The sequence below is a fragment of the Kitasatospora viridis genome (assembly GCF_007829815.1).
GTDB classification, from domain to species: Bacteria; Actinomycetota; Actinomycetes; order Streptomycetales; family Streptomycetaceae; genus Kitasatospora; species Kitasatospora viridis.
In genome coordinates this window covers 2,224,272-2,236,112 of record NZ_VIWT01000001.1, presented here as the reverse complement: position 1 = coordinate 2,236,112, position 11,841 = coordinate 2,224,272, and the positions used below count along the sequence as shown (strand labels likewise).

At 72.5% G+C, this 11,841-nt stretch carries 11 protein-coding genes; 7 read left to right on the top strand and 4 right to left on the bottom strand.

What is annotated here, in order from left to right:
- Positions 1-132 (bottom strand): hypothetical protein, encoded by a 132-nt coding sequence (locus FHX73_RS47115; RefSeq protein ID WP_281292667.1) that lies wholly within the window; start codon positions 130-132, stop codon positions 1-3.
- A 168-nt stretch (positions 133-300) separates the two neighbouring features.
- Complete coding sequence (locus FHX73_RS09820) at positions 301-1,911, bottom strand: chitinase (protein ID WP_145904636.1); 1,611 nt, start codon at positions 1,909-1,911, stop codon at positions 301-303.
- A gap of 443 nt (positions 1,912-2,354) precedes the next feature.
- Between FHX73_RS09820 and FHX73_RS09815 the strand changes: the two genes are divergently transcribed.
- From FHX73_RS09815 to FHX73_RS09790, 6 genes are all read left to right on the top strand, one after another.
- Complete coding sequence (locus FHX73_RS09815) at positions 2,355-3,149, top strand: isoprenyl transferase (RefSeq protein ID WP_145904635.1); 795 nt, start codon at positions 2,355-2,357, stop codon at positions 3,147-3,149.
- A 248-nt stretch (positions 3,150-3,397) separates the two neighbouring features.
- A complete protein-coding gene (gene phoH2 / locus FHX73_RS09810; protein ID WP_145904634.1) occupies positions 3,398-4,732 on the top strand; it encodes an RNA 5'-3' helicase PhoH2 in 1,335 nt (444 codons plus the stop codon).
- Between the two features lie 411 nt (positions 4,733-5,143).
- Complete coding sequence (locus FHX73_RS09805) at positions 5,144-5,866, top strand: aggregation-promoting factor C-terminal-like domain-containing protein (protein WP_145904633.1); 723 nt, start codon at positions 5,144-5,146, stop codon at positions 5,864-5,866.
- Positions 5,867-6,059: 193 nt separating this feature from the next.
- Positions 6,060-7,514: an AI-2E family transporter gene (locus FHX73_RS09800; RefSeq protein ID WP_145904632.1), complete on the top strand. Its 1,455-nt coding sequence runs from the start codon at positions 6,060-6,062 to the stop codon at positions 7,512-7,514.
- A gap of 9 nt (positions 7,515-7,523) precedes the next feature.
- Complete coding sequence (locus tag FHX73_RS09795) at positions 7,524-8,843, top strand: AAA family ATPase (RefSeq protein ID WP_145904631.1); 1,320 nt, start codon at positions 7,524-7,526, stop codon at positions 8,841-8,843.
- Positions 8,840-9,571, top strand: a complete 732-nt coding sequence (locus FHX73_RS09790; protein WP_145904630.1) for an HNH endonuclease family protein — start codon at positions 8,840-8,842, stop codon at positions 9,569-9,571. The genes FHX73_RS09795 and FHX73_RS09790 overlap by 4 nt, the downstream gene beginning before the upstream one ends.
- Positions 9,572-9,583: 12 nt before the next feature.
- Here FHX73_RS09790 and FHX73_RS09785 read toward each other — a convergent pair whose 3' ends face one another.
- Together FHX73_RS09785 and FHX73_RS09780 are read right to left on the bottom strand one after the other, a co-directional pair.
- Positions 9,584-10,117: an alkyl hydroperoxide reductase gene (locus FHX73_RS09785; RefSeq protein ID WP_145904629.1), complete on the bottom strand. Its 534-nt coding sequence runs from the start codon at positions 10,115-10,117 to the stop codon at positions 9,584-9,586.
- Between the two features lie 5 nt (positions 10,118-10,122).
- A complete protein-coding gene (locus FHX73_RS09780; protein ID WP_145904628.1) occupies positions 10,123-10,674 on the bottom strand; it encodes a peroxiredoxin in 552 nt (183 codons plus the stop codon).
- A 161-nt stretch (positions 10,675-10,835) separates the two neighbouring features.
- On the opposite strand from FHX73_RS09780, the gene FHX73_RS09775 reads away from it, so the two are divergent.
- Positions 10,836-11,819: a LysR substrate-binding domain-containing protein gene (locus FHX73_RS09775; protein WP_145904627.1), complete on the top strand. Its 984-nt coding sequence runs from the start codon at positions 10,836-10,838 to the stop codon at positions 11,817-11,819.
- The last annotated feature ends 22 nt before the right edge of the window (positions 11,820-11,841 follow it).

Below are 11,841 nucleotides of genomic sequence, written 5' to 3'. Positions count from 1 at the left end.
TCAGCGGGCCCACATCTCGGCGTGGTTGCCGTCGGCTGGGGCCTTGACCGCCAGCTTCCCGCCGATGAACTCCAGGGTGATCCCGTCCCGAGCAGCGACGTCGGCCAAGCGCTCGAACTCGTCGGTCTCCATCTGCGGACGGCTTTTGTGGACGGAGCCCATGTGTCCTCCCGAGGATGCCCCGGGCAACGCTACCGAACCCCCGACGCACGCGGGGCCCGCCGCACCTGCTCGGTGTGGCGGGCCCCGTGGGGTGCGGTGGGCCTCTCCCTCAAGGGGCCGGGCGCACCTGGGGGGTGGTCACTGCATGCCGTGGGCGTGGTTGCCGACGTTGGTCGAGAAGTCGTTGCCGTTCTTCGCGTCCCAGTTGGTGGACCAGGCCATCGCGCCGCGGATGGTGGGCCACTTGGCCGGCGGGACGAAGGTGCCGCAGTTGGTGCCGGTGGCCAGGCAGTCCAGCGCGTTGTTCACCACGGTGGAGTTGACGTAGCCGCCGCCCGCCGCCGAGGGGGAGGCCGGGACGCCGATGCCGACCTGGGCCGGGTCGAGGCCGCCCTGGATGTAGGAGCAGACCTGCGAGGTGATGAAGTCCTCGGTGCCCTGGTTGTAGTTCTTGCCGTCGCAGCCCGGCATGCCGCCCGAGTTGTAGAACTGGGTGTTGACGACGGTCAGGATGTCCTTGGTGTTCAGCGCGAGCTGGTAGTAGCCGGCCGTGGTGGTGTACATGTCCATGGTCTGCGGGGCCATGGTGAGCACGAAGCCGCTGCCGACCTTCGCCGCCAGGGTGTGCAGGGCCTGCGACATGTAGGTCGCGTTGATGCCGTTCTCCAGGTCGATGTCGACCCCGTCGAACCCGTAGTTCTGGATGATCGAGTAGGCGCTGTTGGCGAAGTTGTTCGCCGAGGCCGCGTCGCCGACGGTGATCGCGCCGTTCTGGCCGCCGACCGAGAGGATGACCTTCTTGCCGGCCGCGTGCTTGGCGGCGATGTCGGCCTTGAACTGGGCGTCGGTGTAACCGCCGAGGTTCTTGGCCAGGGTCGGGTCGATGGAGAAGGTGACGGCGCCCGGGGTGGTGGGGTCGGCGTTGGCGAAGGAGACCGCGATGATGTCGTAGTTCGCCTGGACGTCGGAGATCTTCTGGTCGGTCGCGCCGTTGTCGAAGTCCTGGTAGTAGCCGGTGATCAGGTGCTTCGGCAGGCTGCCGCCGCCACCGGTGCCACCGGTCGGGGTGGGCGTCGGGGTCGGGGTCGGCGTCGGCGTGGGGGTGGGAGTAGGCGTGGGCGTCGGGGTGGGAGTGGGGGTCGGCGTCGGCGTCGGCGTCGGCGTGGGAGTAGGCGTGGGGGTCGGCGTCGGGGTGGGGGTAGGCGTCGGCGTGGCTGTGCCGCCCGGGCCGGTCAGCGTGATGTCGTCCGCGCCGTAGGCGGACTGCCCGTACCACCCGTGCACGTAGACCGTGACGCTGGTGGTGTTGGCGCCGGTGGTGAAGCTGGTGGAGAGCTGGTTCCAGCTGGTCTGGCTGGACCAGGTGCTCGGGTCGGTCCCGCCGGTCCCGCTGGCGCCGAGGTAGACGTACGGGCCCTGCACCCAACCGGCGAGCGTGTAGCTGGAGTTGGGCAGCACCGGGATGGTCTGGCTGCACTGCGCGGTGTCGCCGGCGCTCGGCGTGCCCTGCAGCGCGCCGGTGCCGCTGTGCACCGGGGAGGAGACCGCGGCGGTGGTGCCGGCGCAGGTCCAGCCGCTCAGGCCGCTCTCGAAGCCGCCGTTGGTGACCAGGTTGCCGACCGCGGCGCTGGCGCCGCCGGCGAACAGCGCCAGGCCGGTGCCGGCCAGCGCGAGGGCGGTGGTGCCGGCGGCCAGCGCGGGCAGCGCGCGGCGGGGGCGGCGGTGGGTGGGCGGGACCGAACGGGCCATGTGGAACTCTCCAGAGGAGGAGAGGAGCCGCCGCGGTGGGGGTCGCGGCGGCCCCGCGTGGGGGAGGGACGTGCCGAAGCAGTACTGCTGACCAGGGGCAGTGCGACCGCAGTTGGGTACGGACTCGGTGCGTCCCGGTGCGTCCAGGTGCGACTCGGGGCGACCGACCGGCGGTTGAACCGGCAACTGCTTGTCGAACAAGCTGGACTAGACCATTGGCACGCGTCAAGCATCCGTCGGTCGCTTACGGATTCTTTAAGAATCCGGAGACCTCCCCGTGTCCACGTCGAGACCGTTTCGGAAGGGGCCGCCGGCCTCCCCCGGACCCCGGTGCGACCTGCGGCTTTCCCGCACCAGGGGGTGCCGGAGTACGCTGCCCCGGGACCCGTGGCAGCCAGGGCTGGGGGACCAAGGGGGCCAGAGCTCGGAGGGGCTGAGAACACATGGGTCTGCGCGATCTCGTGGAGCGCACACCAGGGCTGCGCACCGTGCTCGGCGGCATGTACCGCCTCTACGGCCAGCGCGTCGAGGTGCACCTCGGGCGAACCCCCCACCACGTCGGCGTGATCATGGACGGCAACCGCCGCTGGGCCAAGGCGGCCGGCGGCACCACCGCCGACGGCCACCGGCGCGGCGCCGACAAGATCGCCGAGTTCCTCGGCTGGTGCGACGAGACCAACATCGAGGTCGTCACCCTCTGGATGCTCTCCACCGACAACCTCTCCCGCTCGGCGGAGGAGTTGGCGCTGCTGATGGGCATCATCGAGGACGCGGTGACCGAGCTGGCCGAGCTGAAGCGCTACAAGGTCAACCCGATCGGCACCCTGGACATGCTGCCCGCCAGGACCGCCACGATCCTCAAGGAGGCCGCCGAGGCGACCGCCCACCTGGAGGGCATCACGGTCAACGTGGCGGTGGGCTACGGCGGTCGGCACGAGATCGCCGACGCGGTCCGCTCGCTGCTCCAGGAGCACGCGGACCGCGGCACCTCGATCGAGGAGCTGGTCGAGATCCTGGACGTCGAGCACATCGCCGAGCGGCTCTACACCAAGGGCCAGCCCGACCCGGACCTGGTGATCCGGACCTCCGGCGAGCAGCGGCTCAGCGGCTTCCTGCTCTGGCAGAGCGCGCACAGCGAGTTCTACTTCTGCGAGGCCTACTGGCCGGCCTTCCGCAAGGTCGACTTCCTGCGGGCGCTGCGCGCGTACGAGCAGCGGCACCGGCGCTACGGCGGCTGACCGCGCCGCGGCGGTGCCCCCGCACGCCTCCCGCAGGCCGCCCGGCGCGCCGCCGCACGGCGGTTGACCTCGGTGCACTCCCGGCGCGCGTCACCAAGAATTCATGTGCGCTGATCAACGTCTTGGTTCCGGCTGGCGTATCCGACACCTCGTCAGGGCATACAGAAGGCAGACCGGCACCCTGACCAACAGGGGCACGGGGGCCGGTGAGCCGCGGGTGACGCAGGGTCACCCGCCCTGGAGGCCTAGTGGTCAGTTCCAAGAGCCGCCGGACACCAGACCGGCGCACGTACGTCCTCGACACCAGCGTGCTCCTGGCGGACCCGCTGGCCATGACCCGGTTCGAGGAGCACGAGGTGGTGCTCCCGGTGGTCGTGGTCACCGAGCTGGAGGCCAAGCGGCACCACCCCGAGTTGGGCTACTTCGCCCGCCAGGCCCTGCGCCTGCTCGACGACTACCGGGTCCGCCACGGACGGCTGGACGAGCCGATCCCGGTCGGTGAGATCGGCGGCACGATCCGGGTCGAGCTGAACCACTCCGACCCCTCGGTGCTGCCGGCGGGCTACCGGATCGGCGGCGGCGAGTCGGACGCCCGGATCCTCGCCGTGGCGCGGAACCTGCAGGCGGAGGGGTACGACGTCACCGTCGTCTCCAAGGACCTGCCGATGCGGATCAAGGCCAGCGCGGTCGGCCTGCTCGCCGAGGAGTACCGGGCGGAGCTGGCGATCACCTCGGGCTGGACCGGAATGTCCGAACTGTCCGTCCCGGCCGGCCTGGTTGACGAACTGTTCGGCGCGCCGCACGACACCGCGGTGGCGGTGGACGGCGCCGAGGAGCTCCCGGTCCACACCGGCCTGGTGCTCGGCTCGGAGCGCGGGCGCGCGCTCGGCCGGGTGACCGTGGACGGCCGGGTGAAGCTGGTGCGCGGCGACCGCGAGGCGTTCGGCCTGCGCGGCCGCAGCGCCGAGCAGCGGGTCGCCCTCGACCTGCTGCTGGACCCGGAGGTGGGCATCGTCTCGCTCGGCGGGCGGGCCGGCACCGGCAAGTCGGCGCTGGCGCTGTGCGCGGGCCTGGAGGCGGTGCTGGAGCGCCGCCAGCACCGCAAGGTGATGGTCTTCCGTCCGCTCTACGCCGTCGGCGGCCAGGAGTTGGGCTACCTGCCGGGCAGCGAGTCGGAGAAGATGAGCCCCTGGTCGCAGGCGGTCTTCGACACCCTCGGGGCGGTCACCACGCCCGCGGTGATCGAGGAGGTGATCGCCCGCGGGATGCTGGAGGTGCTGCCGCTGACCCACATCCGGGGCCGCTCGCTGCACGACGCCTTCGTGATCGTGGACGAGGCCCAGTCGTTGGAGCGCAACGTGCTGCTCACGGTGCTCTCCCGGATCGGCCAGGGCTCCCGGGTGGTGCTCACCCACGACGTGGCGCAGCGGGACAACCTGCGGGTCGGCCGGTACGACGGAGTGGTGGCGGTGGTGGAGAAGCTGAAGGGGCATCCGCTGTTCGCGCACATCACCCTCACGCGCTCCGAGCGCTCCCCGATCGCCGCCCTGGTGACCGAGATGCTGGAGGACATCCAGCCCTGACGGGCCCGCGCCGGGGCGGACCGGCGAACGGCACGTCGGCGAACGATCCGTCCGGTTCAGGGTGTTGGGCCCGATCCGGACGGATCGTCTGCACATCGCACCGGTGGCTGTCAGGTGAACGGGCCGTTCGCCTGTCAGGGCGTCATGTGAGCTTCGCCACGCAACCGGGAATTGCGCACCCGCGTCCCGGTGCGGCATGGTGTGGTTTCTGTCAGGCCCCGCGTACGGCCCGCTGGTTGGGCGTCAACTGGATATGGATGGACCGTACGCCGCCCGATCTTCGCGCCCGCCCCGGCCTCCGGGGCGGACACCGGGCCCGTTCCTCCCGTGACCAGCAGCAGGTGGAGGACAGTGACCAGGGGCATGTTTCGTCCTCACGGTCACGCGGGGGCGACGCTGGAAGGAAACCATGTGACTCGGATCTCGGTCCGGGGAGTTGCCGTGGCCTCCGCCACTGCGGTCACCGCTGTCGGTGCCGTGGTCGGAATGGCCTCGGGCAGCGAGGCCAAGCCGGCCCAGGCAGCGGACATCGCGGGTGCCACCCTGCTCGCCGACGTGCCCTCCGCCGCTGACGCGCAGGCCATCAGCGACAACATCGACCAGCAGGCCACCGCGCAGCAGCAGCAGGCCGCCGCCGCCGCGCAGAAGGCCGCTGCCGAGGCCGCCCGCCTCAAGGCCGCCGCCGACGCGCAGGCCAAGGCCGCCGCCGACAAGGCCGCTGCCGATGCCGCCGCGCAGGCCAAGGCCGCCGCCGACGCGGCCCAGCAGGCCGCCAACCGTGCCAAGGCGCGCTCCGAGCTCGCCAGCACCAGCACGGACTCGGCGCCCGCCACCTCGGCCAGCCCCGGCTCGGTCCAGGCGCTCGCCCAGGGCATCATCGGCGACAGCACCCAGTTCCAGTGCTTCAGCAACATCGTGACGCGCGAGAGCGGCTGGAACTACCAGGCGGTCAACCCGTCCTCGGGTTCCTACGGCCTGGTGCAGGCGCTGCCCGGTTCGAAGATGGCCTCGGCCGGTGCCGACTGGCGGACCAACCCCGCGACCCAGATCAAGTGGGGCCTCGGCTACATGAACGACCGTTACGGCAGCCCGTGCGGCGCCTGGTCGTTCTGGCAGGCCCACAGCTGGTACTAGAGCTCCGGTGGCCGGAGTTCCGGCACCAGGAGTTCGAAGGCGTCGATTGCCCCCGGCCGATTCCGGCCGGGGGCTTCGGCCGTTTCCGCCCCCGGTGCCCCGGACGGGTGAGCGCAGCGGGTAGCGTGAGCCCCGCAGCGGCCGTGCCCGAAGCGCGGCCGACCGGAGGACCGACCCGGAGAGCGGAGTGCGGATGGCACGGGGCGAACGACGGGACCGGGCACTGACCGTGGTCGCCCGCTGGGGAGCGAAGGCGGCCGGCGCGCTGGCCCGGCGGGCCGAGACGGCCCGCGACGCCGAACCCCTGGTGCTCGGACTGGGCCGGGCGGCGGCCGAGCCGGCCGCCGTCGAGGCCGAGCCGCCGTCCGCGCCGCCCCGCCCGCGCGCCGCGCTCCGGGAGCCGGCGGTCGAGCCGGAGCCGGCCCGCGAGCGGCCGCGCAACCCGCACCCGACCCGCCCCGCCACCCCGGCCGAGGCGGTGCCCTGGGGGCTGCGGGTGGCGGCCGAGTCCACCTGGCGGCTGCTGCTGCTCGGCGCGGCGCTCTACGTGATCTTCTACGTGGTCGACATGCTCCGGGTGGTGGCCTTCGCGCTGCTGGCCGGGGTGCTGCTCTCCGCGCTGCTCGAACCGACCGTCTCCTGGCTGCGCCGGCACGGGGTGCCCCGGGTGGTGGCCGCGCTCGGCACCTTCCTGACCGGGCTGTGCAGCATCGGCCTGGTCGGCTGGTTCGTGGTCTGGCAGGTCACCACCAACGCCTCGGACGTCTCCAACAAGGCCCAGAAGGGCGTCCAGCAGCTGCACGACTGGCTGGTCAAGGGCCCGATGCACCTGACGCACCAGCAGCTGAGCCAGTTCACCCACCAGTTGCAGGACGCGATCGGCAACAACACCAACCAGATCACGTCGCTCGGCTTCACCACCGTCGGCATCGTGATCGACCTGGTGACCGGCGCGCTGCTGGCGGCCTTCACCACCTACTTCCTGCTCTACGACGGCGCCCGGATCTGGAACTGGGCGCTGCGCGGGCTGCCCCAGCAGTCCCGGTACGCGATGGCCGGCGCCGGCCCGAAGGCCTGGGCCACGCTGACCGCCTACGTCCGCGGCACCGTCGCGGTCGCCTTCATCGACGCGCTCTGCATCGGCATCGGCATCTACCTGCTCGGAGTGCCGCTGGCGGTGCCGCTGGCGGTGATCATCTTCCTGGGTGCCTTCGTGCCGCTGGTCGGCGCGCTGGTCACCGGGACGCTGGCGGTGCTGGTCGCGCTGGTCACCAAGGACGTCTACACCGCCGGCATGGTGCTGGTGGTGCTGGTCGCGGTGATGCAGATCGAGGGACACCTCCTGCAGCCGCTGATCCTCGGCCGGGCGGTGCGGGTGCACGCGCTGGCGGTGGTGCTCGGGGTGGCCTCCGGGTCGATCATCGGCGGGATCGGCGGCGCGGTGGTCGCGGTGCCGCTGATCGCGGTGACCAACACCGTGGTCGGCCACCTGCGCCGGCGCAACGCCGCGGCCGACGAGGTGTTCGTCGCCCTGGAGGCGGCCCAGGAGGCGGCCGAGACGGCGCAGGAGCAGGCGGCCGCGCAGCGGGCGGCGGCTTCGACGCCGGACACCGCAGACCTCTCCCCGGAGCTCCCCGTCACCTCCTAAAATGCCGTCATGTATGTGACCCGGCTGGGGATCTCGGGCCTGCGCGGCTTCACGCCGGAGCGCGAGGTGCGGCAGCTGGAGCTGCCCGCCGCGGGCTGGACGGTGCTGGCCGGGCGCAACGGCTCCGGCAAGACCACGCTGCTGCGCGCGCTGGCGCTGGCGCTCGGCGGCCCCTCGGTGGCGCGCAGCCTGGTGAGCGACTTCTCCGGCTGGCTGACGGCCGGTGAGCGGACCGGCTGGGTGCAGGCCTTCGTCCGCCCGGACTGGTCGGTGGACAAGCTGGCCGGCAGCGGCAAGGCGCCCAAGTACGACCTGCAGCTCGGCCTGCGCTGGAGCCTGGGTCCGCCCCAGCACGCCCGGCCCGGCGGTCTGCGGCCGGAGCTGGAGGTGTTCGGCTCGGCCAGCCCGGAGCGCGGGCCCTGGGCGGAGAACCCGCGCGGCTGGTTCTTCGCCGGCTACGGCCCGTTCCGCCGGCTGCTCGGCGGGGCGGGGGAGAGCCAGCGGCTGATGCTCTCGGCCGGCCCGGTCGGCCGACTGGCCACCCTGTTCCACGAGGAGGCCTCGCTCGCCGAGGGCGTCTCCTGGCTGGTCGACCAGCACGTGCGCCGGCTGGAGGGCCGCCCCGGCGCCCAGCAGACCCTGGACGTGGTGGTCGGGCTGCTCTCCGACGGCCTGCTGCCGGACGGCTTCCGGGTGGCCCGGGTGGACTCCGACGGGCTCTGGGTGCACCGCGGCGACGGCCCCGGGTTCCCGCTGCGCGAGCTGAGCGACGGGTACCGCACGGTCGCCGCGCTGGTGCTGGACCTGGTCCGGCAGTTCCAGAACTGCTACGGCCGGCTCCCGCTGGACGCCGCCGGAGCGCTCGACCTGCCCGGCGTGGTGCTGATCGACGAGGTGGACGCCCACCTGCACGTCAGCTGGCAGCAGCGGATCGGCCCCTGGCTGACCGCCCACTTCCCCCGGGTGCAGTTCATCGTCTCCACCCACAGCCCGTACATCTGCCAGGCCGCCTCGCCCGGCGGGCTGATCCGGATAGCCGGCCCGGAGGAGCCGGTGGCGCCGCAGCCGGTGTCCGAGGAGCTCTACCGCCGGGTGGTCTACGGCAGCGGGGACGACGCGGTGCTCTCCGAGCTGTTCGGCCTGGAGTCGCCCTACTCCGCCCGGGCCGAGGACGCCCGGCGGCGGATCGGCGACCTGGAGGGCCGGGTGCTGGCCGGCGACGCGGACGACGCGGAGCTGGCCGAGTACCAGGAGCTGACCGAGCGGCTGCAGAGCTCGCTGTCGGCCCGGGTGGACGAGGTGGCGGCCCGGCTGGGGCGGCGGCGGTGATCCCGCTGCAACGCGGGCCGCTGCCGCAGGCGCTGACCGAGCGGATGGTCGCCCGGTCGGCCCGGGTCGGCACCCACCGCGGCGGGGCCCGGGAGTCCTGGCGGGACGCCCGGACCATCCGGCGCGACCTCGCGGTGCACCTGATCGCGATGGCGGCGGGGCTGTCCCGGTGCATGTACTGCGGGGACAGCGAGGGCACCAGCATCGACCACTTCCAGCCGATCGCGATGGCCCCGGAGCGCGCCTTCGACTGGCTCAACCACCTGTGGGCCTGCGCCTTCTGCAACAGCAACCAGAAGCGCGACCTGTACCCGGTGGACCGCCAGGGCCAGGCCCTGCTGATCGACCCGACCAGCGACGAGCCGGCCGACCACCTGCAACTGGTGCTGGCCACCGGCGCCTACCGGGCCCGCACGGCCAAGGGCCGGGAGACCATCCGGATCTTCGGCCTGGACCGGGCGGTGCTGGAGCGCGGCCGGGCCCACGCCTACGTGCGCTGCCGCTCGATGCTGCGCGACCTGGCCCACCTGGACGGGCTGGGCGAGCGGGCCGAGGCCCGGGAGGTGGCGCACTCGCTGGCCGTGCAGCCGTTCGCCGACGTGCTCTACGAGATGCTGCGGCTGCGCACCGCCCCCCGGGCGGCGCTGGTCTTCGGCGCCGAGGCGGTGGCGGGCCTGGACGCGCTGACGGGGCCCCACTCGGTGAAGTGGGGCCCCGTCAGGAGCTGAGTCGAAGCGGCGTCAGGCGAGCGCGGCCTCGGCGTCCAGCACCGAGGCGACGGCCTGCAGCACGGCGGCGATCCGGATCGCGACCTGGACGGTCTCCCGGTCCACCCCGCCCTTGCGCAGCACCTGCTCGTGCGAGTCCAGGCACTGGCCGCAGCCGTTGATCGCGGAGACCGCGAAGCACCAGAACTCGAAGTCCAGCTTCTCCACGCCCGGGTTGCCGATGATGTTCATCCGCAGCCCGGTCCGCAGCTTCGCGTACTCCTCGTGGTCCGAGAGGAGGTGCGTGGTGCGGTAGTACACGTTGTTCATCGCCATGATCGCGGCGGCGGCCTTGGCGGCGGTGTACGCCTGCTCGGAGAGCAGCTCGCGGGCCTGCGGCTCCAGCTCGGCCAGCACCGGCTTGCTGCCGGTGGCCATCGCGCAGGAGAGCACGGTGCCCCAGAGCTGCTGCTGCGGCAGGTCGGAGTTGCCGATCACCGCGGACAGGTTGAGCTTGAGGTCCTTGGCGTACTCGGGGAGGCGGGCCTTCAGGTCGTCGAGGGCCATCGGAGTCAGCCGGCCAGCAGGGCGGCGGCGTCCAGGGTGTCCTCGCCCTTGGTCCAGTTGCACGGGCACAGCTCGTCGGTCTGCAGGGCGTCCAGCACCCGCAGGACCTCCTTGGGGTTACGGCCGACGGAGCCGGCGGTCACCATGACGAACTGGATCTCGTTGTTCGGGTCCACGATGAAGACGGCGCGCTGGGCGGTGCCGTCGGCGCCCTCGACGCCGCAGGCCTGCATCAGCTCGTGCTTGATGTCGGCCAGCATCGGGAAGGGCAGGTCACGCAGGTCGGCGTGGTCCTTGCGCCAGGCGTGGTGGACGAACTCCGAGTCGCCGGAGACGCCGAGGATCTGCGCGTCGCGGTCGGCGAACTCCTCGTTCAGCTTGCCGAAGGCGGCGATCTCGGTCGGGCAGACGAAGGTGAAGTCCATCGGCCAGAAGAAGACGATCTTCCACTTGCCCTCGTAGGTCTTGTGGTCGATGTCGGCGAAGGCCTTCGAGGCCTCCAGGTCGACGCAGGCCTTGAGGTCGAACTCGGGGAACTTGTCGCCGATCGTGAGCATGGTCACGTCTCCTGGAACTGTGAGGGCTTCGAGCGCCTGGATTTGCAGGTTTCTGAGCCCGGGCCGCCTATGGTTCGACGGTTCCAGGCGTGCCCCACCCTGGCATGCGGCTAACTGATCAGGGAAATAGCTAGACTCGATCCGACCGATCGGAGAGACCTATCAATACCCCGCAGCCGAAGTCCTCGAAGCCCGCGCAGTCGAAGTCCGGCGCCCCGCGCACGCCCAGCGTCGCCCAGCTGCGCGCCTTCCTGGCGGTGGTCGAACACCTGCACTTCCGGGAGGCCGCCGCCGCGGTCGGCACCAGCCAGCCGGCGCTGTCCGGCGCGCTCGCCGCGCTGGAGGAGGCGCTCGGCGCCCAGCTGGTGGAGCGTACGACACGCAAGGTCATCATCACGCCGCTCGGCGAGCGGGTGGCGGTGCACGCCCGCCGAGCGCTGGCCGCCCTGCACAGCCTGACCGAGGAGGTCGAGGTCTCCCGGCGCCCGTTCACCGGGCCGCTGCACCTCGGGGTGATCCCGACCGTCGCGCCCTACCTGCTGCCCACGGTGCTGCGGCTGGTCCGGGAGAGCTACCCGGACCTCGACCTGCACGTGCACGAGGAGCGCACCCCCTCGCTGCTGGAGGGGCTGGCCGCCGGCCGGCTCGACCTGCTGCTGCTCGCGCTGCCGGCCGGAGGCTCCGCGCCGACCCGGGACATCCCGCTGTTCGACGAGGACTTCGTGCTGGTCACCCCGCCCGACCACGAGCTGGCCGGGCGGGTCGACGTGCCCCGGGACGTGCTGCTCGACCTGGACGTGCTGCTGCTGGAGGAGGGCCACTGCCTGCGCGACCAGGCGCTGGACCTGTGCCGCGAGGTGGGTGCGGAGGCGGGTGGCGGATCGACCCGGGCGGCCGGGCTCTCCACCCTGGTGCAGCTGGTGGCCGGCGGGCTCGGGGTCACCCTGCTGCCGGCGACCGCGCTGGAGGTGGAGGCCGGGCGGGCCGACCGGCTGGCCGCGGTGCGCTTCGCCGACCCCGCGCCGGGCCGGCGGATCGGTCTGGCGGCCCGCCCGGGCTCGGCCCGTTCCGCGGAGTACGACCGGTTCGCCGACTCGCTGCGGGCGGTGCTGCGGGACCTGCCGGTGCGGATCGTCAGCCACTAGCAGGCCCCCGTCCGGGTGACTC